Source organism: Roseovarius sp. MMSF_3281 (assembly GCF_030733685.1).
In the GTDB taxonomy this organism is placed as follows: domain Bacteria; phylum Pseudomonadota; class Alphaproteobacteria; order Rhodobacterales; family Rhodobacteraceae; genus Roseovarius.
Genome location: NZ_JASHIM010000021.1, coordinates 57,851 through 82,482, shown reverse-complemented (window position 1 = coordinate 82,482; position 24,632 = coordinate 57,851). Strand labels below are relative to the sequence as shown.

Below are 24,632 nucleotides of genomic sequence, written 5' to 3'. Positions count from 1 at the left end.
AACCCGCGCCGGGGCCGAATGGGTGCGCGCGCAGGTCGAAGGGGCCACGCCGCTTGATCCGGGGCGCTGCAGGCGGCTGGCCCTGGTGGGCGAGACCATGGACCAGGTGCGCGACGTGATGATCTTTGGCGAAAGCGGGATCATGGCCTGTTCTCCGCCAGACCGCCGCCCGGTGTGGCAGCCGACGCGCAAGCGATTGCTTTGGCACAACGGGGCGACGGCGCAGGTGTTTTCCGCCCATGACCCCGAAGCCCTGCGCGGCCCGCAGTTTGACGGCGCTTGGGTGGATGAGCTGGCCAAGTGGAAGAAGGCGCGCGAGACATGGGACATGTTGCAGTTCGGGTTGCGCCTTGGGGATCATCCCCAGGTTTGTGTCACCACGACGCCGCGCAATGTTGGCGTGTTGAAGGAGTTGGTGGCGCAGGAAAGCACGGTTGTGACCTCTGCGCCCACCGAGGCCAACAGGGCCTATCTGGCGCAGTCTTTCCTTGATGAAGTGCGGGCGCGCTATGCCGGCACGCGCTTGGGCCGTCAGGAGTTGGAAGGCGTGTTGCTGGACGAGGCCGAAGGCGCGCTTTGGACCACGCGGATGCTGGAAGCCTTGCAGGTGGATGACCTGCCCGAGATGGACCGGGTGGTGGTGGCCATCGACCCGCCGGTGACCGGGCGCGAAGGCTCGGACGACTGCGGGATCGTGGTGGCGGGGGCCGTCACCCAAGGCCCGGTGCAGGATTGGCGGGCCTATGTGCTGGCCGATTGCAGCATCGGCGCGGCGAGCCCGTCGAGTTGGGCCAATGCCGCCATCCGCGCCATGGAGCGGTTCGGGGCCGAGCGGTTGGTGGCCGAGGTGAACCAGGGCGGGGACCTGGTGGCGCAGGTGATCCGGCAGGTGGATCCGCTGATGCCGGTGAAGTCGGTGCATGCCAGCCGGGGCAAGGTGGCCCGGGCCGAGCCCGTGGCGGCCCTTTATGAGCAGGAAAGGGTGTTCCATGCGCGGGGTCTGGGCGATCTGGAGGACCAGATGTGCGCCATGACGGCGCAGGGCTATGAGGGCAAGGGCAGCCCCGACCGGGTGGATGCGCTGGTGTGGGCCTTGCATGAATTGATGATCGTGCCGGCGGCCAAGTGGCGGCGCCCGAGGGTGCGCGCGGTCTGATTCATTTTTCTTAAAGTTTTCGGGGTCTGATGGCTTTCGACGATGCGGAATGGCCGAAGACCCAAGGAGTGGAGCCGAGAATGATACTGGATTTCTTCAGACAGGGCGCAGCAGAGCCCGCAGCGCCGGAACAAAAGGCAAGTGCCGCCGCGCCGGTGATGGCCTGGCACGGGGCGGGGCGCGTGGCGTGGAGCCCGCGCGATACGGTGTCGCTGACGCGGACGGGCTATGCCGGGAACCCGGTGGTGCATCGCTGTGTCAAGCTGGTGGCGGAGGCCTGTGCGGGCCTGCCGATGGTTCTGGCCGGGGGTGAGGGGGCGTTCGAGGCGCATCCCGTGAAAGACCTGCTGGCCCGGCCCAACGGGGCGCAGGCGGGGGGTGAGATGCTGGAGGCGCTTTATGCGCAGCTGATCCTCACCGGCAATGCCTATGTCGAGGCGGTGGGGGCGCCCGGCGCGGTGCCGGTGGAATTGCATGTTCTGCGCTCGGACCGGATGAGCGTGGTGCCGGGCGGCGATGGCTGGCCGGTGGGCTATGAATATGCCGTGGGCGGGCGCAAGCATCGTTTCGCCGTGGAGGACGGGATTTCGCCCGTCTGTCATGTGAAGGGGTTTCATCCGCAGGATGATCATTATGGCCTGTCGCCCCTGCAGGCCGCCGCGCAGGCCCTGGACGTGCATAACGCGGCGAGCCGGTGGTCGAAGGCTTTGTTGGACAATGCGGCGCGGCCCTCGGGGGCGATTGTCTATCGTGGGGCCGAGGGGCAGGGGACGCTTTCGAGCGATCAATATGACCGCCTGGTGAGCGAGATGGAGAGCCACCATCAGGGCGCGCGCAACGCGGGGCGGCCGATGCTGTTGGAAGGGGGGCTGGATTGGAAGCCGATGGGGTTCAGCCCCTCGGACATGGAGTTCCAGAAAAGCAAGGAGGCGGCGGCGCGCGAGATCGCGCTGGCCTTCGGGGTGCCGCCGATGCTGTTGGGGATACCGGGCGATGCGACCTATGCCAATTATCAGGAGGCGAACCGGGCGTTCTACCGCCTGACGGTGCTGCCCATGGCCGGGCGCGTGGCGGGCAGCCTTGCGCATTGGATGGGGCGCTATACCGGCGAGGTGATCGAGATGCGGCCCGATATCGAGCAGGTGACGGCGCTGGCGCATGAGCGCGAGGCGCAGTGGCGGCGCGTGGCCGGGGCCGATTTCCTGAGCCGGGAAGAAAAGCGCCGGATGCTGGGCCTGCCGCCCTTGGCGACAGGCGAGGTGGCCGAGGCCGATACGACCGATGAGGAGGAGGCATGAGCCCGGCAATGGGAGAGGACGGCGCGCGCTATGGCTTTGAGGCCTTCGATTGCGCGCCGGCGCTTCGGCTGGAGGCGCATGAGCGGGTGTCGACCCTGCGCAACGAGGCGATGGTGCATCGGCTGGAGAAGATCGAAGCAATGCTGGAGCGGCTGGAAAAGCGGCTTTGGCTGGCGGTTTACGGCGTGGTGGGCGCGATACTGGCGCAGGCGTTCCAGCCCTTGTTGGCGGCGATGCCGTGAATGCGGACCATGGGGATGAGAAAAGGATGAGCGAGATGCAGGAACACTGGGGCTTGGAGCATAAGTTCTGCCGGTTGGGTGAGGAAATCACCGTGAGCGACGGGGCCGTGATCAAAGGCTATGCGAGCCTTTTCGGCAGTCGCGACCGGGGGGGCGACGTGGTGGCCAAGGGGGCCTATGGCGCGTCGCTGGCCAGATTGGCGCGTGAGGGGCGCGCGGTGAAAATGCTTTGGCAGCATGACCCGGCGCAGCCCATCGGCGTCTGGGACGAGGTGCGCGAGGACGACAAGGGCCTTTATGTGAAGGGCCGGTTGCTTGAGGGGGTCGAGCGCGCCCGCGAGGCCGCCGCCCTGATCGGGGCAGGTGCCATTGACGGGCTTTCCATCGGTTACCGGACGGTGAAGGCCCGGAGGAACGACAAGGGCCAGAGGCTTTTGACGGAACTGGAGCTTTGGGAGGTGTCCTTGGTGACCTTCCCGATGCTGCCCAGTGCGCGGGTGGGGGCCAAGGGGGAGACCCCGGACACGGACCAGACCTTGCGTGAGTTGGCGGCGGCCTTCGAGGGCGCGCGCCGGGAGATGGCGCAAAGCTAGAGCGCCGCAACACGACCGAAACGACAGTGGGATCAAGCGATGAGCAAGACCGAGGCACAGTCTCGGACCGGGGGAGATCTGTCTCCGGTCCATGAGGTGAAGTCCGCCGTGGCGGGGTTCATGACCGAGTTCAAAGGCTTTCGGGCCGAGATCGAAAACCGACTTCAACAGCAGGATGACAAAATGACCAAGTTTGAGCGTAAATCCATGGGGGCAGCCGCGGCGCGCCCGGTTCTGGCGGCGGCGGATGCCGGTGAGGCCCCGCATCAGAAGGCCTTTGACGCCTATCTGCGCAATGGCGACGATGACGGCCTGCGTGGTCTGGAACTGGAAGGCAAGGCGATGAGCACGGCCGTTGCCGGCGACGGGGGGTATCTTGTGGACCCGCAGACCGCCGAGAGCGTGAAAAGCGTTCTGGCCGCGACCGCGTCGATCCGGGCGATTGCCAATGTGGTGCAGGTGGAGGCGACAAGCTTTGACGTGCTGATCGACCACACGGATGTGGGCCATGGCTGGGCTACGGAAAGTGACCCCACCACCGAGACCGGCACGCCCACGATTGACCGGATTACCATCCCGCTGCACGAGCTTTCGGCGCTGCCCAAGGCCAGCCAGCGCCTGTTGGATGACAGCGCCTTTGACATCGAAGGCTGGCTTGCGGGGCGGATTGCCGACAAGTTCGCCCGTGCCGAGGCGGATGCTTTCATCAATGGTGACGGTGTGGACAAGCCCACCGGTATCATGACCCATCCCAGTGTCGACAATGACGTCTGGACATGGGGCAACATTGGCTATGTCCCCACGGGCGTGGATGGCGATTTCGGCGGGGCCGAGGCGATTATCGACCTGGTCTATAGCTTGGGCGCGCAGTACCGCGCCAATGCGGCCTTCGTGATGAATTCCAAGACCGCCGGGGCGGTGCGCAAGCTGAAGGACAACGACGGGCGCTTCCTGTGGTCCGATGGCCTGGCCGCCGGGGAGCCTGCGCGCCTGATGGGGTATCCGGTGCTGATTGCCGAGGACATGCCCGATATTGCCACCGGCGCGGATGCCATTGCCCTTGGCGATTTTAGCGCGGGCTACACCGTGGCCGAGCGCCCGGACCTGCGGGTGCTGCGCGATCCCTTCAGCGCCAAGCCGCATGTCCTGTTCTATGCCACCAAGCGCGTAGGCGGCGACGTGAGCGATTTCGCGGCGATCAAGCTGTTGAAATTCGCCACCTCGTAAGAGGTGGGCGATGGGGCGGGGGCCGGGCTGCCCCCGTCCGTGGCGCGCGTTTTGCCGCGATTTGCGTTGTCCAGCTGCTCCCCTTCGGACGAGCAACGTGAGGCTGCGCGCGCCTGAACCACCGGAGGGGATTGGGATGTGTGGAGAGAGTCCATGATGTTGATCGAAGAGACCACCTTGCCCGATGCGGCGCTTCCGGTGGAAGAGTTCAAGGCGCATCTGCGGCTGGGCACCGGGTTTGCCGATGGCGATGTGCAGGACCCTGTTTTGACGGGGTTCCTGCGGGCGGCCATGGCGGCGATTGAGGCGCGCACCGGCAAGGTTTTGATTGAAAGGGCGTTTTCCTGGACCGTGACGCGGTGGCGCGCGGCGGTGGGGCAACCCCTTCCGGTGGCGCCGGTCACGGCGGTGACGCAGCTTTTGCTGCGCAACCGCGATGAAGAGGAAGAGGTGATTGCGCCCGCGATGTACCGGCTTGAGCCGGATGCGCAGCGCCCGGTGTTGCGGCCCGGCGGCACGGTGTTGCCCGCGATCCCCGAGGGGGGGGTGGCCGAGGTGCAGTTGACGGCCGGGTATGCGCCGGATTGGGCGGGCCTGCCCGCCGATCTGGGGCAGGCGGTGCTTTTGCTGGCGGCGCATTACTATGAGTACCGGCATGAAACCGCGCTGGGCGGCGGGTGCATGCCCTTTGGGGTGACCAGCCTGATCGAGCGCTATCGCACCGTGCGGCTGATGGCCGGGGGCGGTGCGTGATGGGCCGGGTACATTTGAACCGGCCGCTGGTTTTGGAAGCGTCCGAGCGCGTGAGCGATGGCGCGGGCGGCCATGAGGAGACATGGGCCGCGCTGGGCACGCTGTGGGCCGAGGTGCGGGCGCGCACGGGGCGCGACCGGGCCGGGGAAGGCGGGGCCGTGTCGACCACCGGGTTTCGCGTGACGGTGCGGGCGGCCCCCTTGGGGGCGGCATCGCGGCCCAAGGCGGGCCAGCGGTTTCGCGATGGCACGCGGATCTTGCAGATCGAGGCGGTGGCCGAGCGCGACAGCGCGGCGCGTTTCCTGACCTGCTTTTGCGAAGAGGAGGTGGGCCTATGAGCTATGGTGCGGCGGCGGCCCTGCAAGCGGCGATTTACCAGCATTTGGCGGCGGATATGGGCCTTGGCGCGCTGGTGGGCGATGCGATCTACGATGCGCTGCCCTCGGGCCCCTTGCCCGAGACCTATGTCACGCTTGGCCCCGAGGATGTGCGCGAGCGCGGCGATGGCACGGGCGGCGGCGCGTGGCATCGGGTGAGCGTTTCGGTGGTCACCTCGGAAGCCGGGTTTCACGGCGCGAAGGAGGTGGCGGCGGCGGTGAGCGACGCGCTGACCGATGCGCAGTTGAGCCTTTCGCGGGGGCGCTTGGCGGCCTTGCATTTCTATCGAGCGCGGGCGCGGCGGGAGGGGACCGGCGATTTGCGCCGGATCGACCTGACCTTTCGCGCGCGCGTCGATGACACCCTTTAACCCATTGATTTCACGGGAGATGAACCATGGCAGTTCAAAACGGCAAGGACCTGTTGGTCAAGATCGACCTGACCAGCGACGGCAATTTTCAGACGGTGGCGGGCCTGCGGGCGACGCGCATCAGCTTCAACGCGGAAAGCGTGGATGTGACCAGCCTTGAAAGCGCGGGCGGCTGGCGCGAGTTGCTGGCCGGCGCGGGCGTCAAATCGGCCTCGATCAGCGGGTCGGGGATTTTCCGCGACGCGGCCAGCGACGAGCGCGCGCGGCAGATTTTCTTTGACGGTGAGACCCCGGATTTCCAGGTGGTGATCCCGGATTTCGGGGTGGTCGAGGGCCCGTTTCAGGTGAGCGCGATCGAATACGCGGGCACCCATGATGGCGAGGCGACTTATGAGTTGTCGCTCGCCTCGGCGGGGCAGTTGACCTTTACGGCGGCCTGATCCGATGGCGAACCCCTTTGCAGGCGAGGTGGCCTTGGTGATCGACGGACAGCGGCATGTGATGAAGCTGACCCTTGGGGCCTTGGCGGAGCTGGAGGCGGGCCTTGAGGGCGACAGTCTGGTGGAGATGGTGGAGCGCTTTGAGAGCGGCGCTTTTTCCAGCCGCGATGTGCTGCGCCTGATCGTGGCCGGGCTGCGCGGCGGGGGATGGCGCGGGCAGGCTGGTGACCTGCTGAGTGCCGAGATCGAGGGCGGGGCCATGGGGGCCGCCCGGGCCGCCGCCGAGCTTCTGGCGCGGGCCTTCATGGCACCGGAGGGGGCATGAGGGCTGCACGCTTTGACTGGCCCGCCTTGATGCAGGCGGGGATGCGCGGATTGGGCCTTAGGCCGCATGAGTTCTGGGCGCTGACACCGGCGGAGTTTGAACTGATGCTGGGCACAGGGGCCGGGATTGCGCCCCTGCGGCGTGGCGGGCTGGAGGCCCTGATGGCGGATTTCCCCGATACGCCAAACGAGAAAAAGGATGAATGACGTGGAACGATTGGACGATCTGGACGCGCAGGTTGAGGCGCTGGACGAAACCCTTGGGCAGACCACGGGCATGGCCGCGGCCTTTAACGCCGAACTGACGCGGGTGCGGGAGACTTTTGCCGAGACGGGCCAAGATGTGGCGACGCTGGAGCGGGGGATCGGCCGGGGGCTGACCCGGGCCATTCGCGGCGCGGTTGTGCATGGCGATAGCCTGTCCCAGGCGCTTGAAAAGATGACCAATTCGATGATCAACGCGGCGTTTAACTCGGCCGTGAAGCCGGTGACCGAGCATGTCGGCGGGTTGCTGGCCCAAGGGGTGGGCGGCCTGATGTCGGGGCTTTTTCCGTTCGAGAAGGGCGGTTCCTTCTCGCAAGGCCGGGTGCAGCCTTTTGCCAGTGGCGGAATCGTTAATGGGCCTGTGACCTTCCCGATGCGGAACGGTACCGGGTTGATGGGCGAGGCCGGGCCCGAGGCCATCATGCCGCTGTCGCGCGGGCCTGACGGTAAGCTGGGCGTGCAGGCGCGGGGCGGAGGTGCGCCGGTCAACGTGGTGATGAACATTTCAACCCCCGACGCCGAGGGCTTCCGCCGCTCAAAAGGGCAGATTGCCGCCGAACTGGGCCGGGCCATCGGGCGCGGCGCGCGCAACCGTTAAGGAGGGTGAGCCATGAATTTTCACGAGGTACGTTTCCCCGCAAGCCTGAGTTTCGGCTCCATCGGGGGGCCGGAGCGGCACACGGATGTGGTCACGCTGGCCAATGGGTTCGAGGAGCGCAACACGCCGTGGCGGCATTCGCGCCGTCGTTATGACGCGGGCGTGGCGATGCGCAGTTTGGACGATATCGAAACGCTGATTGCCTTTTTCGAGGCGCGGCAGGGGCAGATTTACGGGTTCCGCTGGAAGGATTGGACCGATTACAAATCCTGCGGCGCGCGGGCTGAGGTGGCTTATGACGATCAGGTGATCGCCGTGGGCGATGACGTGACCAGCGATTTTCAACTGGTCAAGCGGTACCGATCCGGTGAGCAGGTTTACGAGCGGCCCATTACCAAGCCCGTGGCGGGCACGGTGCGCGTGGGCCTTGGCGGCGATGAACAGCAGGACGGCGTGCATTACGAGGTGGAGGCGGAAACCGGGATGATCCGGTTTGCCCATCCGCCGAACGAGGGTGTCGAGATCACCGCCGGGTTCGAGTTCGACGTGCCGGTGCGGTTCGACATTGACCGTATCCAGACCTCGCTTGCCAGTTTTCAGGCCGGTGATGCGCCGAATGTGCCGATCGTGGAGGTCCGGGTATGAGCGGGCTGCACGAGGGGCTGAAGGCGCATTTGGCAACCGGGGTGACCACCACCTGCCGGTGCTGGGCGGTGACGCGGTCAGACGGGGTGACTTTGGGGTTCACGGACCATGATTGCGGGCTGGCCTTCGAGGGGATTGCCTTCAAGGCTGACACAGGGTTAAGCGCCTTGGCCTTGCAGCAAAGCACGGGGCTTTCGGTGGACAATACCGAAGCTCTGGGCGCCCTGAACGATGCCGCGATCCGCGAGGCGGATATCGAGGCGGGGCGCTATGACGGGGCGGAGGTACGCGCCTGGCTGGTCAATTGGGCCGATGTCAGCCAACGGCAATTGCAGTTTCGCGGCAGCATTGGCGAGTTGCGCCGTGCCGGCGGGGCCTTCGAGGCCGAGTTGCGGGGGCTGACGGATGTTTTGAACCGCCCGGTGGGGCGGGTTTACCAGAAGCCCTGTACGGCGGTCTTGGGCGATGCGGCCTGCGGGTTCGACGTGACGACGCCGGGGTATTTTGCCGAAACGCCTGTGGAAGAGGTCGAGGACCGGCGGGTCTTCCGGTTTGCCGAACTGGCAGGCTTTGCGCCTGCGTGGTTCCGTCACGGGCTTTTGCAAATGGAAAGCGGTGAGGCCGAGGGGCTGCGCGGGCCGATCAAGAGCGACGTTGAGGAGGACGGCGCGCGGGTGATCGAGCTGTGGGAGCCGCTACGCGCGCCGATTGAGGCGGGCGATGCCCTGCGCCTGATCGCGGGGTGCGACAAGCGTGGCGAGACCTGCCGGTTGAAGTTCAACAACTATCTGAATTTCCAAGGGTTTCCGGATATTCCCGGGGATGACTGGACAATCAGCGACCCGGCCCGCGCGGGCCGCTTGGATGGCCGGAGCCGCCGGGGATGAGCCGGGGCGATGAGATTGTGAGCGCCGCGCGGGAATGGCTGGGTACGCCCTATCGGCATCAGGCCTCGTGCAAGGGGGCGGGGTGCGATTGCCTTGGGCTTTTGCGCGGGCTTTGGCGCGAGGTTTTGGGCTCCGAGCCCGAGGCGGTGCCGGCCTATTCGATGGATTGGTCGGAGCCTGCGGGCGATGAGCAGCTATGGCGCGCGGCGGCGCGGCATTTGCGGGCCAAGCCCTTGGGGGATGAGGCCCCGGGAGATGTGCTTTTGTTCCGGATGCGGGCGCAGGGGGTGGCCAAGCATCTGGGGGTGGCCGCGCAGGCGGGTGCGCAGGCCACCTTCATTCATGCTTATTCGGGGCAAGCGGTGGTTGAAAGCCCGCTGACGCCGCCATGGCGGCGGCGCATCGTGGCGCGATTTGAATTTCCATAGGAAGGGGTAGCAGGCATGGCGACGATCATTCTTTCGGCGGCGGGGGCGGCGATTGGCGGCTCGGTCGGGGGGTCGGTTCTGGGGCTGTCGATGGCCGCCGTGGGCCGGTTTGCGGGCGCGGTCATTGGCCGCTCTATCGATCAGCGGTTGATGGGGCAGGGATCGGAGGTGGTGGAAACCGGCCGGGTCAATCGCCTGCGCCTGACGGGCGCGGGCGAGGGCGACGCCGTGGCGCAGGTTTATGGCCGGATGCGGGTCGCGGGGCAGGTGATCTGGGCCACGGAGTTTCTGGAAACGGTGACCATTACCGGGGGCGGCGGCGGAAAGGGGAGCGCGCCGCGCAACCCGACACAGGCCGATTATAGCTATTCGGTGAGCCTGGCGATTGCGCTGTGCGAGGGGGAAATTTCGCATGTCGGGCGGATCTGGGCGGATGGCACCGAGGTTTCGCGCGATGATCTGAACATGCGGGTTTATCGCGGAACGCGGGATCAGATGCCCGATCCGCGCATGGAGGCGGTCGAGGGGGCGGGCGCGGTGCCCGCCTATCGCGGAACGGCCTATGTGGTGATCGAGGATCTGGAGCTTGGCGCTTACGGTAACCGGGTGCCGCAATTCAGTTTCGAGGTCTGCCGCCCGGCGCAGCCCGGGACGGCGGGGGCCGAGCTTGACCCCGTGCAGGGCCTGCGCGGGGTGGCGATGCTGCCGGGCAGCGGCGAATATGCGCTTGCGACAACGCCGGTGCGGATGGACTTCGGCCTTGGTTCAACCGGGTTGGCCAATGTGAACACGCCCTCGGGCAAGGCGGATTTCCTGACCTCGCTGGACGGGCTTGAAGGGGAATTGCCGGCCTGTGGGACGACCTCGTTGATCGTAAGCTGGGTGGGGGATGACCTGCGTTGCGGGGACTGCACGATCCGGCCCGTGGTGGAGCAGCAGGAGTTCGATTCCGCGAATATGCCGTGGCAGGTGTCGGGATTGGACCGGCAGGCTGCGCAGATGGTGGCACGCGATGGCGAGGATCGCCCGGTTTACGGGGGCACGCCTGCCGATGCGTCGGTCGTGGAGGCGATCACGGCGTTGAAAGAGGCCGGTCAGGATGTGATGTATTACCCCTTCATCCTGATGCAGCAGATGCCGGGGAATGGCCTGCCTGATCCTTACGGGGCGACAGAGCAGCCCGCCTTGCCGTGGCGCGGGCGGATCACCGGGGCGCTTGCGCCGGGGCAGGATGGCAGCCCCGATGGCACGGCAGAGGCCGAGGCGCAGGTGGCGGCCTTTTTCGGCGGCGCGCAGGCCTCGGACTTCGCGGTTGGCGGCGATCCCGGGGCAGGCGGTACGGGCGGCAACGGGGCCTTTGATTTCATCGTCTATGACGGGCCGGTGAGCCAAAGCCCGGTTGTCTACGATGGCCCCGAAGACTGGGGATATCGTCGGTTCATCCTGCACCAGGCGGCGCTTTGCAAAGCGGCGGGCGGGATCGAGAGTTTCTGTATCGGGTCGGAAATGCGCGGGCTGACGCAGTTGCGGGGGCCGGGCAATTCCTTTCCGGCCGTGCAGCAATTGATTGATCTGGCCGGTGAGGTGCGCGCGCTTCTGGGGCCGGAGGTGAAGATTGGTTATGCCGCCGACTGGACCGAATATTTCGGCTATCAACCGGGCAATGGCGACCGGTTTTTCCACCTTGATCCGCTATGGGCCGATGACAACATCGATTTCATCGGGATCGACAATTACATGCCGCTGAGCGATTGGCGGGATGGCGAGGATCACGCCGATGTTGCGGCTGGGTCGATCTATGATCTGGAGTATTTGCAGGGCAATATCGAGGGCGGCGAGGGGTATGATTGGTATTACCATTCGCCCGAGGCCCATGCGGCGCAGATCCGCACCCCGATTGCCGATGAGGATCACGGAGAGCCGTGGATTTGGCGGTTCAAGGATATTCGGAACTGGTGGGCCAATGCGCACCATGAGCGGGTCGGGGGTGTCCGATCCGAGGTTGCAACGGATTGGGTGCCGATGTCGAAGCCCATTCGCTTTGCCGAATATGGCTGTGCGGCGATCGACAAGGGCAGCAATCAACCGAACAAGTTCGTCGATCCCAAATCATCGGAATCCAGCCTGCCGCGCCATTCCAATGGACGGCGGGACGAGTTGATGCAGTTCCAGTACCTGCGCGCCATGGCGGGGTATTGGACCGATCCGTTGCATAACCCGGTTTCTGAGGAATACGGCGGGCCGATGGTGGATTGGGCGCATAGCTGTGCCTGGGCCTGGGATGCGCGGCCGTTTCCGTTTTTCCCCAACAATCGCGGGCTTTGGTCGGACGGGGCCAATTATGCGCGGGGTCATTGGCTGAATGGCCGGATGTCGGCGCGGACCCTGCCGTCGGTTCTGGAAGAAATCGGCTTGCGGGCCGGGTTGCAGCATGGCGATAGCGACGATGCACATGGCTTGGTGCGCGGTTATCTGGTGGACCAGGTGGGCGAGGCGCGCGGGGCCATGCAGCCCTTGATGCTGCGTCATGGGGTGGACGCGGTCGAGCGGGACGGCGTGCTGCGCTATCAGTTGCGGGATGGCCGGGTGGACCATGTGATCGAGCCTGACCGCTTGGTGCGCGACCCCGAGATGGACGGTATTCTTGAGGAAACGCGCGGCAATTCGGCGGAACTGGCGGGACGGGTCCGGCTGCGGTTCGTCGAGGCGGATGCCGATTACGAGGTGATCGCCGAGGAAAGCGTTCTGCCGGATGAGGCGACCCATGCGGTTTCCGCCTCGGAGATGCCCTTGGCCCTGACGCGGGCCGAGGGGCGACAGACCGTGGCCCGGTGGCTTTCCGAGGCGCGGGTGGCAAGCGATAGCCTGCGCTTGGTGCTGCCGTCGTCGCGATTGGACGCGGGCGCGGGGGACGTGATCTCGGTACCGGAAGAGGGCGGGCCGGGCCTTTATCGCATCGACCGCGTAGAGCAGATGGGCAGCGCCCAAAAGGCCGAGGCGGTGCGGATCGAACCCGAGTGCTATGACCCGATTGAGGTGGAGGACGAAGCAGGCACGGTACGCGCCTTTGCGGCCCCGGTGCCGGTGACGCCCTTGTTCCTTGACCTGCCCCTGATGACCGGAGAGGAGGTGCCGCATGCGCCGCATATCGCGGTCATGGCAGACCCATGGCCCGGCTCGGCGGCGCTTTATGCCTCGGACGAGGACGCCAATTACAGGCTGAACCGGATTCTGGCGGCCCGTACCCCGGTTGGCGTGACCGAAACGCCGCTTAGCTGGGCGCCGATGGGGCGCTATGATCGAGGGGCGGGGCTTTTCATAAAGATGCGCTATGGCCAGTTGGAGAGTATCAGCCACGAGGCGATGCTGAACGGTGGCAACCTGTGTGCGATAGGGGATGGCACGCCCGGGGGGTGGGAAGTGTTCCAGTTCCGCGATGCCGAACTGGTTGCCCCGGAGACCTATGTTTTGTCACATCGGCTGCGCGGGCAACTGGGCACGGAGGTCGGGCCGGGGCATGTCTGGCCCGTGGGATCAATCGTGGTGCGGCTGGATGGCAGCCCGAGGCAGATTGATTTGCCCGAGGCCAAGCGCGGCCTGTCGCGCCATTACCGTGTCGGCCCCGCGCAGCGGCCCGTGGATGATCCGGCCTATTCCCATGCGCGGATCGCCTTTGATGGGCTTGGGCTGCGGCCATTGCGGCCGGTGCATTTGCAAGCACGTGGCGACGCCGGGCAGGGCCAGCATTTCAGTTGGGTGCGACGGACGCGCATCGGCGGAGACAGGTGGGATACGCCCGAGGTGCCTTTGGGAGAGGAGACCGAGAGCTATGTCATACGCGTCATGCAGGGCCCGCAGGTTATTCGCGAAAGCATGACGAGCGTGCCGGAATGGACTTATGACGCAGCGGCCCGCGCTTCGGACGCGATCAGCGGAGGCTATGAAGTGCAGGTTGCGCAGGTCTCGGCGCTTTATGGGCCGGGGCAATGGGCGCGCATGGCGCTTGAGGCTTAGCCCTTGGCACAGTCGACGCAGCGCGTCACGCCCGGGTCAAGCTCCAACCGGCCGGTTGCGATTTCATCGCCGCAATCCTCGCAGTAGCCGAAGTCGCCTTCGTCCATCCGGGCGAGGGCGGCTTCGAGTTTTTGGCGCTCTACTTGCCTGCGGGCGTGGGTGGCCTTGGCCATGGCCTGGTTTTGCAGCGCGTCCTGTCGGCTGAGCCGTCCGACGGCCTGTTGATCCAGTTCCACGGTGGCTTGTCCGGCTTCGCCGAGGGCATCTTCGTCGTCGAGGGTGGACAGACGGTGGTTTATCAAACTGCGAAAATACTTTGCCTGATCTGCATTCAATTCCTTGATCCCCTTGATCACAGCTTTGCGTTTTGCGAAACGCGCCTATCTGATATACTCAACCACAAGCACAGGAGCATGCAAATGGTTGAAACGCGCAGAAAATTGGCCGAGTTGGACCCGGTATGGGCCCGTATCCGGGCCGAGGCTGAAGAGGCGATCGAGCATGAACCGCTGCTGGGCGGGGTCATCCATTCGTCGATCCTGCACCATTCCTCGTTTGAATCGGCCATGGCCTATCGTATTTCCCTGAAACTGGGATCGGGCGAGATGCCCGAGATGCTTTTGCGCGAGATTTGCGATGCGGCCTATGCCGATGACGGCGATATTTCGGTCGCCGCGCGTGCCGATATCGTCGCGGTGAACGATCGTGACCCGGCATGCGACCGGTTTATCCAGCCTTTGCTGTTCTTCAAAGGGTTCCAGGCCATACAGGCCTATCGCGTGGCCAATTGGCTGTGGCGTCAGGACCGGCGCGACATGGCGCGGTTCTTCCAGATGCGCGTGTCCGAGGTGTTCGGCGTTGACGTTCATCCCGCGGCCCGGATCGGGAAGGGGATCATGATCGACCACGCGCATTCCATCGTGATCGGGGAAACCGCGACGGTGGGCGACAATGTCTCGATGTTGCATTCGGTGACGCTTGGCGGGACCGGCAAGGAAGAAGAGGATCGTCACCCCAAGATCGGCGACGGTGTCTTGATCGGGGCCGGGGCCAAGGTTCTGGGCAATATCCGGGTCGGCAATTGTTCCCGCGTGGCGGCCGGTTCGGTCGTGTTGCAGGAGGTGCCGCCGTGCAAGACCGTGGCAGGTGTGCCTGCCAAGATCGTCGGCGAAGCGGGCTGTGATCAGCCGTCGGTGAGCATGGATCAGCTGTTGGGGATCAAGGGGTCCGACTGAACCGGCTGCTGACGCGGTTTTCCCAAATAGCGTGGCTTCGCCACCCATTATTGCTTGATGAGGGGCGCTGCCCCTCAAACTCCCCGGGGTATTTGGCCCAAGAAAAAGCCCCGCCCGAGTGATCTTGGCGGGGCTTTGATTTTCAGGCCAGCATGACCATCGGGTTTTCGAGGTTCTGCACGATCTGTTCGAGCAGTTGCGCGCCGAGTGCGCCGTCGATGACCCGGTGATCGACGCTTAGAGTCACGGACATAACCGTGGCCACTGTCAGTTCGCCATCCTCGCCGACGACGGGCTTCTTGACCCCTGCGCCAACCGCAAGGATGCCGCCGTGCGGCGGGTTGATCACCGCGTCGAAATTATCGATCCCGAACATGCCGAGGTTGGAGATGGCAAAGCTGCCGCCCTGGTATTCCTCGGGCGAAAGCTTGCGGTCGCGGGCGCGGGTGGCAAGGTCTTTCATCTCGGCCGAAAGTGCCGAGAGCGATTTCATGTCGGCGTCTTTCAGGACGGGTGTGAAAAGCCCGCCTTCGATGGCCACGGCAACGGCCACGTCCGAGGGTTTCAGTTTCAGGACCTTGTCACCGGCCCAGACGGCATTGGCGTCCGGCACGGCCTGCAGGGCAAGCGCACTTGCCTTGATGATGAAGTCATTGACGCTGAGCTTCACGCCGCGACCCTCAAGCTGTTTGTTGAGCTGGCTGCGGAAAGCAAGAAGCGCATCAAGCTTGATATCCCGGCGCAGGTAGAAATGCGGGATGGTCTGCTTGGCTTCGGTCAGGCGGGCGGCAATGGTTTTGCGCATCCCGTCGAGTTTGACCTCTTCGTGCTCGCGCCCTTGGTACATTGCGGTGACGGCATCGGCAGACGGGCCAGCCGGAGTGGACGCCGCGGCCTGGGGTGCCGCTGCCGGGGCGGTGTCGGATTTTACCGGGGCCGCGTCGGCCTTGGCGCCTTCAACATCGGCCTTCACGATCCGGCCATGCGGACCGGAGCCTTTGATCTGGCTGAGGTCAAGGCCCTTATCGGCCGCGATGCGGCGGGCGAGGGGCGAGGCGAAGATACGGTCGCCATCTGCATCTTTCGGCGCGGCAGGGGCCTTGGTGTCGGAGGCGGCGGCCCCCTTGCCAGACCCTTCACCAGCCGATTTTTCCTCGGAGGTATCCTCGGTCTCGGTCTCGGGCTTGGGGGCGGGTTTTGCATCGCTACCCGAGGTGTCGATATCCTCGGCGCTTTCGCCTTCCTCCAGCAAGACGGCGATGGCAGTGTTCACCTTTACCCCTTCGCTGCCTTCTTCGACGAGGATCTTGCCGATGGTGCCTTCGTCCACGGCTTCAAATTCCATGGTGGCCTTGTCGGTCTCGATCTCGGCCAGCAGGTCACCGGAACTGACGGTATCGCCTTCCTTGACCAGCCATTTGGCAAGTGTCCCTTCCTCCATGGTGGGCGAGAGGGCGGGCATGAGAATTTCTGTGGGCATTGCTCCGTCTCTCCTTAGCGGTAGGTCACTTTGTTTACAGCCTCAAGCACCTCGTCGGTCGAGGTGAGGGCCAGTTTTTCAAGGTTCGCGGCATAGGGCATGGGCACGTCCTTGCCGGTGCAATTGATGACCGGCGCATCGAGGTAGTCGAAGGCGCGTTCCATCAAGGTCGCGGTGATGTGGTTGCCGATGGAGGCCACGGGGAACCCTTCTTCGACCGTCACGCAGCGGTTGGTTTTCATCACGCTGGCAATCACGGTGTCATAGTCGATGGGGCGCAGGGTGCGCAGGTCGATCACCTCGGCGCTGACGCCGTCCTCGGCCAGTTTTTCGGCGGCTTCGAGGGCATAGGTCATGCCGATGCCGAAGCTGACGATGGTGACATCCGTGCCTTCGCGCCAGATCTTGGCCTTGCCGAAGGGGATGGTGAAATCATCCATCACTGGCACTTCGAAGGATTTACCGTAGAGGATTTCGTTTTCGAGGAAGACCACCGGGTTTGGATCACGGATGGCGGATTTCAAAAGGCCCTTGGCATCGGCCGCCGAGTAGGGCTGTACCACCTTGAGGCCGGGGATTTGCGCGTACCATGCCGCGTAGTCCTGGCTGTGTTGCGCGCCAACGCGGGCGGCGGCACCGTTGGGGCCGCGGAAAACGATGGGGCTGCCCATCTGGCCGCCGGACATGTAAAGCGTTTTGGCGGCGGAGTTGATGATCTGGTCAATCGCCTGCATGGCGAAGTTCCATGTCATGAACTCGACAATCGGGCGCAACCCGCCCCAGGAGGCGCCGACGCCGATGCCGGCAAAGCCGTGTTCGGTAATGGGCGTGTCGATCACGCGCTTGCCGCCGAATTCATCCAGCAGGCCTTGGGTGATCTTGTAGGCCCCTTGGTATTCGGCGACTTCCTCGCCCATGACAAAAACGGTGTCGTCGCGGCGCATTTCCTCGGCCATGGCCGAATTGATCGCCTCGCGAACGGTCATGGTTTTCATGTCCGTGCCTTCGGGCCAATCGGGCGTGGTGTCCGGTTTCGGGATATCGTCGGCCTCGTCGCTTTTGGCCTTGGCCGGTGTGCTGTTTTCCTTCGCCTCGGAGGTTTCCTCGGGCTTGGGGTCGGGTTTTGCATCGCTACCCGAGGTGTCGATATCCTCGGCGCTTTCGCCTTCCTCCAGCAAGACGGCGATGGCGGTGTTCACCTTTACCCCTTCGCTGCCTTCCTCCACGAGGATCTTGCCGATGGTGCCTTCGTCCACGGCTTCAAATTCCATGGTGGCCTTGTCGGTCTCGATCTCGGCGAGAATGTCGCCACTGGAGACTTCGTCGCCTTCTTTCACCAGCCATTTGGCAAGCGTGCCTTCTTCCATGGTGGGGGAGAGGGCGGGCATTAGGATTTCAGTTGCCATTGTAGTCTCTCCTCAAGCGTTCTGCGGGGCGACATCGGTGTAGATGTCTGTCCAAAGGTCTTCGACAGAGGGTTCGGGGCTGTCCTTGGAGAATTCGGCGGCATCGTTCACGATGCCCTTGATCTCCTTGTCAATCGCCTTGAGTTCGTCCTCGGTGGCGTGTTTGCCCGAAAGCAGCAGATCGCGCACATGTTCGATGGCATCTTTTTCTTCGCGCATCTTCTGGACTTCCTCGCGGGTACGATACTTTGCCGGGTCCGACATCGAGTGGCCGCGATAGCGGTATGTCTTGATTTCAAGGATGTAGGGGCCTTTGCCGTCGCGGCAGTGGGCGACAGCCTTTTCGCCCGCTTCCTTCACGGCCAGCACGTCCATGCCGTCCACCGCTTCGCCGGGGATGCCGAAGGCTTCGCCGCGGGTGTAGATGTCGGGGGTGGAGGTGGAGCGTTTTTGCGAGGTGCCCATGGCGTATTGGTTGTTCTCGATGACGAACACCACCGGCAGGTCCCAAATGGCGGCCATGTTGAAGGTTTCATAGACCTGCCCCTGGTTCGCGGCGCCGTCGCCGAAGTAGGTGAAGGTGACGCGGTTATTCTCCAAGTACTTGTCGGCAAAGGCCAATCCGGCACCGAGCGGTACGTTAGCACCAACGATACCATGGCCGCCGTAAAAGTCTTTCTCGGTCGAGAACATATGCATCGACCCGCCCTTGCCCTTGGAGTAGCCGCCTTCGCGGCCGGTGAGTTCGGCCATGACACCCTTTGGGTCCATTCCGCAGGCCAACATGTGGCCATGATCCCTATATGTTGTGATCCGCTTGTCGCCGTCCTCTGCTGCTGCCTCAAGGCCGACGACGACGGCCTCTTGCCCGATGTAGAGGTGGCAGAACCCGCCGATCAGGCCCATGCCGTAAAGCTGCCCCGCCTTTTCCTCGAATCGGCGGATCAAGAGCATGTCGCGGTAGTATGACTTTAACTCATCGGCAGAAACATTTGGTTTCTTTGCGTTTTTCCGGGTGGCCATATGTGGCGCCTCCTCCGCTGCATAAATAGTTTAGCGTTAAACTATTTATTACACCATTCACCGTGCAATTTCGAGAGACAATTTGCGCCCGGCGGGTTTGTGGGGGCGAAATCGTACGAGTCGTACGATTGACCCCCGGATTTCGTACGAAAATCGGGGGGCTTGCGCGGGTCTTCGTACGAGTCGTACGAAACGGGCCGCTCACTCGGCGGGTTGGAAGCCTTCGATCAATTGCCGCAATCCGAAGGCTGCCCCGGCGATGATCGACAGCATCGTGACCGGCGCCGAGTAGCTGAGCACCGAAAACGCCGAGATGCCCTGACCAACGGTGCAGCCCATGGCAAGCACCGCGCCCGCGCCCATGAGGGCGGCGCCGAAGATTTGGCGGCGCAACTCGCGCGGGTCTTCGCAGGCCTCCCAGCGGAAGTGCCCCTTGAAAAGAGACCCGGCAAAAGCGCCGAGGACCACGCCCACGACAGAGCCAACGGCAAAGGAGGGCGCCTGTGCCGAGGCGCGCATGGTGTATAGCAGGGTTTCGCCCACGGGGGCGGAAAAGCTGTGCGAGACAACCGGCATGGCAGCAAACCCTTGGGTCGCGACCATGTAACTGCCGGCCCAGCCAGCGGTGATGGAAAGGCCCACGACGACGGCCCAGAAGACGGAGCCGGGTTTTTCCAGAAACGGGCGCGAGGTGAGGGCGGCCAGGCAAATCAAAAGACCGATGAAAATGCCGAGGCTGGCCAGGGGCAGGCCGCTGTTGGCCGAGATCAGGTGAACAATGCCCGGCGGTAGATCGGTGGTGACGTCTTCCTGCCGAAAGACCCAGTTGCGCAGGTAGGAAAACGGCCCGTGCAACATGGCGTAGGCCGAGACCCCCATGACAACGACGATGACAAAGGCACGGATGTCGCCGCCCCCAAGGCGCGCGATACAGCCGTAGCCACAGTTGCCGGCCAAGGCCATGCCATAGCCGAACATCAAACCGCCGATGATCGAGGCCAAGGGCATCCAGCGGATCGAAAGGTAAAAGGATCGTTCGGGCGCGAAATGCCCCGTGGCCGTCAGGGTATAGACCCCGGTCACGGCGACGCCGATGGCCAGAAACCACATCCGCATCCGAACCCATGACGCGCCATAAAGCGCATCTTCGATGGCGCCCATCGTGCAAAACCGCCCGATCCGTGCGGCCAGCCCCAGAAACAGCCCCGAGGCAAGCCCGATCAGGGCAACCAGAAAGTTGTCGTCGATGAAGTCGTACATGGGCCTTGCCTCTACTCCGGGGCGAAGGGGGCGTTTTCTTACCCCGCCTCGGAGTCCTCGGCGCAGAATAGCTCGTACACCAGTTCGAGTACACGGCGCGGTTTGTCATCGGCCAGGCGGTAGTAAATGGCCTTGCCCTCGCGGCGCGGTACCACCAGGCCTTCGAGCCGCAGGCGCGAAAGCTGTTGGGACACGGCCGCCTGACGGGCCGAAAGCAGGTCTTCCAGTTCGGTCACCGATTTTTCACCCGACACGAGGTGACATAAGATCATCAGGCGGCCTTCGTGGCTGATCGCCTTGAGAAAATTGGAGGCATTGGTGGCATTGGTCACCATGCGGTCCATTTCGGCCTCGGATAGAGTATTGTCAAAAACGGGAAGTCCCATTGTCCCTTGCCTTGTCTAATGATGGCCTGCGCGGGCCTTTAATTGGTTTTTGCGCGATCTTCAAAGTTTGTGTTGTTTTCCAGAATCTTCGTAAGCAGGCCCCAGAAGAAATCTTCGCCGGGATACCCTTCGATCCGGGCCAGTTCCTGTCCGTCGTCCACGAGAACGAAGGTGGGGGTAAATAAAACCTTGCGGGTAAATTCCATCCCGTCGGGCGGTGCGTCGGCGATATCAACCATGCGCAGGGGGGCATATGCGCCCTCGGCCGTCTTGGGATAGATGGGGCCAATTTCGGCTTTCCATTCAATGCAGTAATGACAGCCCTCGCGTTCGACCATCACAAGTTCGACCGCCTGCGCCATGGGCGCAAACGAGAGCCAGAGAACCGGAGCGAGAAAGGAGAGTGCCCTTGACAGCATTCTACACCTGATTGACGTTGACGTGATCCACAACATAATTTGAATATGTAGATAAGACAAGGAATCCGAGTCGTGATGGATATTTCGTTTGCTGGAGCGGCGCTTGCCGGGTTCCTGGCGTTTTTCACCCCCTGTATTCTGCCCATGGTGCCGTTTTACCTGAGCTACATGGCCGGCCTGTCGATGGCCGAGTTGCGCGAAGAGGGCGGCATCGCCCCGGGGGCGCAGCGGCGGCTGATTCTGTCGTCGGTGGCCTTTGCCCTTGGGGTGACCAGCATATTCACGCTGATGGGCATGGGGGCCACGGCGGTCGGGCAGGCCTTCAGCCAGTGGTTCGATGTGCTGCGCTATGTGGCGGCGGGTTTGATCTTTGTTTTTGGTCTGCATTTTCTTGGGGTGATCCGCATCGGTATCTTGTACCGGGAGGCCAAGATCGACGCCAAGACCGACCCCAAGAGTTTTCTCGGGGCTTATGTCATGGGCCTGGCCTTTGCCTTTGGCTGGAGCGCCTGCGTGGGGCCGGTTCTGGCCACCATCCTGATGATGGCCAGTGGCATGGGCGAGATCTGGCGCGGGGGGATTTTGCTTTTGGTGTTCGGGCTGGGCATGACCGCGCCTTTCGTGGTGGCGGCGATGTTTGCCAAGCCGTTCCTTGGCTGGCTTCAGCGCAATCGCAAGTACCAGCCTTACGTGGAAAAGGCGCTTGGTGTAATGTTGGTCGTCTTCGCGTTGTTGATCGCGACGGGCACGATCAATGAAATCGCCAATTGGATGATCGAGACCTTCCCGGTGTTTTCGACACTGGGGTAACCGGAATTTTAGGGAGGATGGCAAATGAAACGTGTTTTCGCGAGTGTGTTGGTGATGATCGGACTGGCGCTGCCGGTGGCGGCGGCCGAGATCGGTGACGACGGATTGCACAAGGAAAGTTGGATGCGCGAGACCTTCCTTGATTTGGGTGAGGATATTGAGGAGGCCCGAGCCGAGGGCAAGCGTCTGGCGCTGATGGTGGAGCAGCGGGGCTGTATCTATTGCAAGAAGATGCACGAGGAGGTTTACCCCGACGAGACGATCTCGAATTATATCGAGGAGAATTTCTTTGTCGTGCAACTGAACCTTCACGGATCGCGTGAGATGGTCGATTTCGATGGCGACGTGCGGCCCGAGCGCGAGATGCTGCGCAAATGGGGGATGCTTTTCACGCCGACGGTGATCTTCCTGCCCGAAGAGGTGGCCGAGGGCCAGACCGCGCCGCAGGCGGCGGTGGCCACGATGCCCGGGGCGTTCCAGAAGGGAACCACCCTGGACATGTATACATGGGTCAACGAAAAGCGCTATGCCATGGATAACGATGAGGATTTTCAAAGGTATCACGCGCGCCGCATCCAGGAGCGCGCGGCGGAGAAAGAAGAGTAAAATTGTTTTGCAGTCGCGGCAATAATTCACAAAGCTGAATTTGTTGTTGCATCGCTTGGCCGCGGTGGCCTACTGTATACACAGCTAGCCGAGAACAAGGCATGATAGCCATGGGAGGAAACATGAAGCTTTCGACAACACTTTTGGTGGCGGCGACCCTGACCGCCGGGGCGGCGCAGGCCGGTCCGGTTGCGCCGGGTGACGTGGAATTTGGCGAATACGGCGAAGTGACCGAGTCGCTGACCGGAACGCCGGGAGATCCGGAAAACGGTGCCAAGGTCATGAAGACCAAGAGCATCGGCAACTGTATTTCGTGCCACAAGGTGACCGCATTGAACGATGCGCCGTTCCATGGCGAAATCGGGCCGCCGCTTGACGGTGCCGCCGATCGCTGGGGCGAGGCGGAGTTGCGCGGGATTCTGGCCAATGCCAAGAAGACCTTCCCGGGCACGATGATGCCTGCCTATTACAAGGTCGAAGGCTTCGTCCGTCCGGGGAATGCCTACACGGGCAAGGCCGCCGAAGGTGAGCTGGATCCGCTTCTGACGGCCCAGCAGATCGAAGATGTTGTCGCCTTCCTGTCGACGTTGAAATACGAAGACTGACGCATTCAGGCGGGTTACGAGATTGACCAAGGAGATGAAAATGGACTTCACACGACGTGATACGCTGGCGATCGGCGCGGCCGCCGCTGCGGCAACCGTGCTTCCGATGCCGGCGATGGCATCGCAGACCGAGGACGCGATCGCGGAATTCACCGGCGGGGCCGACCTGGCCGATGGCGGTGTCGACCTCGACGCGCCGGAGATTGCCGAGAACGGCAACACCGTGCCGATCGAAGTGAGCGCCGAAGGCGCAAGCGCGATCATGGTGCTGGCCGCAGGCAACCCGACCCCGGGTGTTGCGACCTTCAACTTTGGCAAAGGCGCGGGCGCACAGCGCGCCAAGACCCGTATCCGCCTTGCCGGAACGCAAGACGTGATCGCGGTGGCCAAGATGGCGGACGGCAGCTTTGCCAAGACCCAGAAGACCGTGAAGGTCACCATCGGCGGCTGCGGCGGCTAAGCAAGCGATAAGGAGAAAACACAATGGCAGAAGGTGTACGCCCCCGCGTGAAAGCGCCCCGTTCGGCCGAAGCTGGTGAAGTCGTGGTCATCAAGACCCTGATCAGCCACAAGATGGAATCGGGCCAGCGCAAGGACAGCGACGGCAACGTCATCCCGCGCTCGATCATCAACCGGTTCACCTGTGAATATAACGGTGCGATGGTCGTGGATGTGGAAATGCATCCGGCGATTTCGACCAACCCCTACTTCGAGTTCGAGGCAACCATCCCCGAAGCCGGTGACTTCCAGTTCACCTGGTACGACGATGATGGCTCGGTCTACGAGGAAACCAAATCGGTCAAGGTCGGTTGATAGCAAAAAGGTGCCCTGCGCCCGGGTCAACCGGGGCGGGGCCAACCTTTAGGGAGGGAAAAAACACATGAAATTCAATGCAATGACAGCAGTGGCCGCCTTGATGTTGGCAGTGCCCGGTGTCGCCTCGGCGGGTCCGGACGATGACACGCTTGTCATCAACGGCGAGACCGAGATGACCACCAAGGCGCCGGTCCCGGCGCATATGGAAGATCTCCCCATGGATCAGATCATGTCGGGCTGGCACTTCCGTTCGGACGAAACCCAGGCGCTGGAAATGGACGATTTCGACAACCCCGGCATGATCTTTGTCGATGCCGGTATCGACCAGTGGAACGCGGTGGAAGGCAGCGAGGGGAACTCCTGTGCAAGCTGCCACGAAGGCCCGGACAGCATGACCGGCGTGCGCGCGGTTTACCCCAAGTGGGACGAGGAAGCGGGCGAGGTACAGACCCTTGCCATGCAGATCAACGACTGCCGCGAAAACAACATGGGCGCCGAGCCTTACAAGTACACGAGCGGTCAGATGGCGAACATGGAAGCGCTGATTTCTGTGCAGTCTCGCGGCATGCCCGTCAATGTGGCCATCGACGGCCCGGCCAAGGAAACCTGGGAAAAGGGTAAGGAGCTTTACTATACCCGCACCGGTCAGCTTGAGCTGTCCTGCGCCAATTGCCACGAAGACAACTATGGCATGATGATCCGCGCCGACCACCTGAGCCAGGGGCAGATCAACGGCTTCCCGACCTACCGTTTGAAGAACGCCAAGCTGAACACCGTTCACGCGCGTTTCAAGGGATGTGTGCGGGATACCCGTGCCGAAACTTACAAACCCGGCAGTGACGAGTTTGTCGCGCTGGAGCTTTATGTTGCAAGCCGTGGCAACGGCCTGTCGGTCGAGGGCCCTTCGGTCCGCAACTGATGTGACTTCGGGCCGGGGCGGTGCGCGACCGCCCCGGCCAAGCCGCTGCC

The 24,632-nt window shown here is 63.4% G+C and carries 30 protein-coding genes; 23 read left to right on the top strand and 7 right to left on the bottom strand.

Features of this window, described 5'->3' with window-relative positions; all coding sequences use genetic code 11:
• The 16 genes from RBB32_RS17375 to RBB32_RS17300 all read left to right on the top strand — a co-directional run.
• On the top strand, window positions 1-1,156 hold a 1,156-nt coding region (locus tag RBB32_RS17375; RefSeq protein ID WP_306154539.1), incomplete at its 5' end, for a DNA-packaging protein.
• A gap of 80 nt (window positions 1,157-1,236) precedes the next feature.
• Window positions 1,237-2,454, top strand: coding sequence for a phage portal protein (locus RBB32_RS17370; RefSeq protein WP_306154538.1), 1,218 nt, complete (start codon window positions 1,237-1,239; stop codon window positions 2,452-2,454).
• Complete coding sequence (locus RBB32_RS17365) at window positions 2,451-2,696, top strand: hypothetical protein (protein ID WP_306154537.1); 246 nt, start codon at window positions 2,451-2,453, stop codon at window positions 2,694-2,696. The genes RBB32_RS17370 and RBB32_RS17365 overlap by 4 nt, the downstream gene beginning before the upstream one ends.
• 35 nt (window positions 2,697-2,731) lie before the next feature.
• Window positions 2,732-3,289: an HK97 family phage prohead protease gene (locus RBB32_RS17360; protein WP_306154541.1), complete on the top strand. Its 558-nt coding sequence runs from the start codon at window positions 2,732-2,734 to the stop codon at window positions 3,287-3,289.
• Window positions 3,290-3,328: 39 nt separating this feature from the next.
• Complete coding sequence (locus RBB32_RS17355) at window positions 3,329-4,516, top strand: phage major capsid protein (protein WP_306154534.1); 1,188 nt, start codon at window positions 3,329-3,331, stop codon at window positions 4,514-4,516.
• A gap of 153 nt (window positions 4,517-4,669) precedes the next feature.
• The gene (locus RBB32_RS17350; protein ID WP_306154532.1) at window positions 4,670-5,269 is read left to right on the top strand and encodes a head-tail connector protein; all 600 of its coding nucleotides are present in this window, start codon (window positions 4,670-4,672) and stop codon (window positions 5,267-5,269) included.
• Window positions 5,269-5,607, top strand: a complete 339-nt coding sequence (locus RBB32_RS17345) for a head-tail adaptor protein (RefSeq protein WP_306154530.1) — start codon at window positions 5,269-5,271, stop codon at window positions 5,605-5,607. Before RBB32_RS17350 ends, RBB32_RS17345 begins: the two co-directional genes overlap by 1 nt.
• Window positions 5,604-6,017, top strand: coding sequence for a DUF3168 domain-containing protein (locus RBB32_RS17340; protein ID WP_306154529.1), 414 nt, complete (start codon window positions 5,604-5,606; stop codon window positions 6,015-6,017). The genes RBB32_RS17345 and RBB32_RS17340 overlap by 4 nt, the downstream gene beginning before the upstream one ends.
• Window positions 6,018-6,043: 26 nt before the next feature.
• Window positions 6,044-6,457 (top strand): phage major tail protein, TP901-1 family, encoded by a 414-nt coding sequence (locus RBB32_RS17335; RefSeq protein WP_306154527.1) that lies wholly within the window; start codon window positions 6,044-6,046, stop codon window positions 6,455-6,457.
• A 4-nt stretch (window positions 6,458-6,461) separates the two neighbouring features.
• Window positions 6,462-6,782, top strand: coding sequence for a gene transfer agent family protein (locus RBB32_RS17330; protein ID WP_306154525.1), 321 nt, complete (start codon window positions 6,462-6,464; stop codon window positions 6,780-6,782).
• Complete coding sequence (locus tag RBB32_RS17325; protein ID WP_306154523.1) at window positions 6,779-6,988, top strand: rcc01693 family protein; 210 nt, start codon at window positions 6,779-6,781, stop codon at window positions 6,986-6,988. The genes RBB32_RS17330 and RBB32_RS17325 overlap by 4 nt, the downstream gene beginning before the upstream one ends.
• Window positions 6,981-7,643, top strand: coding sequence for a phage tail tape measure protein (locus RBB32_RS17320; protein WP_306154521.1), 663 nt, complete (start codon window positions 6,981-6,983; stop codon window positions 7,641-7,643). The genes RBB32_RS17325 and RBB32_RS17320 overlap by 8 nt, the downstream gene beginning before the upstream one ends.
• 12 nt (window positions 7,644-7,655) lie before the next feature.
• Complete coding sequence (locus tag RBB32_RS17315) at window positions 7,656-8,288, top strand: DUF2460 domain-containing protein (protein ID WP_306154518.1); 633 nt, start codon at window positions 7,656-7,658, stop codon at window positions 8,286-8,288.
• Entirely contained in the window at window positions 8,285-9,175 is an 891-nt protein-coding gene (locus RBB32_RS17310; protein WP_306154516.1) for a DUF2163 domain-containing protein, read from the top strand. The genes RBB32_RS17315 and RBB32_RS17310 overlap by 4 nt, the downstream gene beginning before the upstream one ends.
• Window positions 9,172-9,603 (top strand): peptidase, encoded by a 432-nt coding sequence (locus RBB32_RS17305; protein ID WP_306154514.1) that lies wholly within the window; start codon window positions 9,172-9,174, stop codon window positions 9,601-9,603. Before RBB32_RS17310 ends, RBB32_RS17305 begins: the two co-directional genes overlap by 4 nt.
• 15 nt (window positions 9,604-9,618) lie before the next feature.
• Window positions 9,619-13,617, top strand: coding sequence for a glycoside hydrolase/phage tail family protein (locus RBB32_RS17300; RefSeq protein WP_306154512.1), 3,999 nt, complete (start codon window positions 9,619-9,621; stop codon window positions 13,615-13,617).
• Here RBB32_RS17300 and RBB32_RS17295 read toward each other — a convergent pair.
• On the bottom strand, window positions 13,614-13,973 hold the full coding sequence (locus tag RBB32_RS17295; protein WP_306154510.1) for a TraR/DksA family transcriptional regulator: 360 nt from the start codon (window positions 13,971-13,973) through the stop codon (window positions 13,614-13,616). The genes RBB32_RS17300 and RBB32_RS17295 overlap by 4 nt on opposite strands.
• 63 nt (window positions 13,974-14,036) lie before the next feature.
• Here RBB32_RS17295 and cysE point away from each other — a divergent pair, with 63 nt between their 5' ends.
• On the top strand, window positions 14,037-14,852 hold the full coding sequence (gene cysE / locus RBB32_RS17290; RefSeq protein WP_306154508.1) for a serine O-acetyltransferase: 816 nt from the start codon (window positions 14,037-14,039) through the stop codon (window positions 14,850-14,852).
• Window positions 14,853-14,994: 142 nt separating this feature from the next.
• Here cysE and RBB32_RS17285 read toward each other — a convergent pair whose 3' ends face one another.
• From RBB32_RS17285 to RBB32_RS17260, 6 genes are all read right to left on the bottom strand, one after another.
• Complete coding sequence (locus tag RBB32_RS17285) at window positions 14,995-16,332, bottom strand: pyruvate dehydrogenase complex dihydrolipoamide acetyltransferase (protein WP_306154506.1); 1,338 nt, start codon at window positions 16,330-16,332, stop codon at window positions 14,995-14,997.
• A gap of 14 nt (window positions 16,333-16,346) precedes the next feature.
• Window positions 16,347-17,738 carry a pyruvate dehydrogenase complex E1 component subunit beta gene (locus RBB32_RS17280; protein WP_306154504.1) on the bottom strand — a complete coding sequence of 464 codons (1,392 nt, stop codon included), beginning with the start codon at window positions 17,736-17,738 and terminating at the stop codon, window positions 16,347-16,349.
• Window positions 17,739-17,750: 12 nt separating this feature from the next.
• Complete coding sequence (pdhA, locus tag RBB32_RS17275; RefSeq protein ID WP_306154502.1) at window positions 17,751-18,761, bottom strand: pyruvate dehydrogenase (acetyl-transferring) E1 component subunit alpha; 1,011 nt, start codon at window positions 18,759-18,761, stop codon at window positions 17,751-17,753.
• A gap of 201 nt (window positions 18,762-18,962) precedes the next feature.
• Window positions 18,963-20,021, bottom strand: coding sequence for a YeeE/YedE family protein (locus RBB32_RS17270; RefSeq protein ID WP_306154501.1), 1,059 nt, complete (start codon window positions 20,019-20,021; stop codon window positions 18,963-18,965).
• A 38-nt stretch (window positions 20,022-20,059) separates the two neighbouring features.
• Complete coding sequence (locus tag RBB32_RS17265; protein WP_306154499.1) at window positions 20,060-20,407, bottom strand: helix-turn-helix transcriptional regulator; 348 nt, start codon at window positions 20,405-20,407, stop codon at window positions 20,060-20,062.
• 38 nt (window positions 20,408-20,445) lie between these two features.
• The gene (locus tag RBB32_RS17260) at window positions 20,446-20,826 is read right to left on the bottom strand and encodes a thioredoxin family protein (RefSeq protein WP_306154497.1); all 381 of its coding nucleotides are present in this window, start codon (window positions 20,824-20,826) and stop codon (window positions 20,446-20,448) included.
• Window positions 20,827-20,898: 72 nt separating this feature from the next.
• On the opposite strand from RBB32_RS17260, the gene RBB32_RS17255 reads away from it, so the two are divergent.
• From RBB32_RS17255 to soxA, 6 genes are all read left to right on the top strand, one after another.
• Entirely contained in the window at window positions 20,899-21,636 is a 738-nt protein-coding gene (locus RBB32_RS17255; protein WP_306154495.1) for a cytochrome c biogenesis CcdA family protein, read from the top strand.
• 24 nt (window positions 21,637-21,660) lie between these two features.
• On the top strand, window positions 21,661-22,242 hold the full coding sequence (locus RBB32_RS17250) for a thioredoxin family protein (RefSeq protein WP_306154494.1): 582 nt from the start codon (window positions 21,661-21,663) through the stop codon (window positions 22,240-22,242).
• Window positions 22,243-22,364: 122 nt separating this feature from the next.
• Window positions 22,365-22,847, top strand: coding sequence for a sulfur oxidation c-type cytochrome SoxX (gene soxX, locus RBB32_RS17245; protein ID WP_306154492.1), 483 nt, complete (start codon window positions 22,365-22,367; stop codon window positions 22,845-22,847).
• Window positions 22,848-22,887: 40 nt separating this feature from the next.
• Window positions 22,888-23,307: a thiosulfate oxidation carrier protein SoxY gene (gene soxY / locus RBB32_RS17240; protein WP_306154490.1), complete on the top strand. Its 420-nt coding sequence runs from the start codon at window positions 22,888-22,890 to the stop codon at window positions 23,305-23,307.
• Between the two features lie 23 nt (window positions 23,308-23,330).
• Window positions 23,331-23,660, top strand: a complete 330-nt coding sequence (gene soxZ / locus RBB32_RS17235) for a thiosulfate oxidation carrier complex protein SoxZ (protein ID WP_306154488.1) — start codon at window positions 23,331-23,333, stop codon at window positions 23,658-23,660.
• A gap of 67 nt (window positions 23,661-23,727) precedes the next feature.
• Window positions 23,728-24,582: a sulfur oxidation c-type cytochrome SoxA gene (gene soxA / locus RBB32_RS17230; RefSeq protein WP_306154486.1), complete on the top strand. Its 855-nt coding sequence runs from the start codon at window positions 23,728-23,730 to the stop codon at window positions 24,580-24,582.
• Window positions 24,583-24,632: the final 50 nt, after the last annotated feature.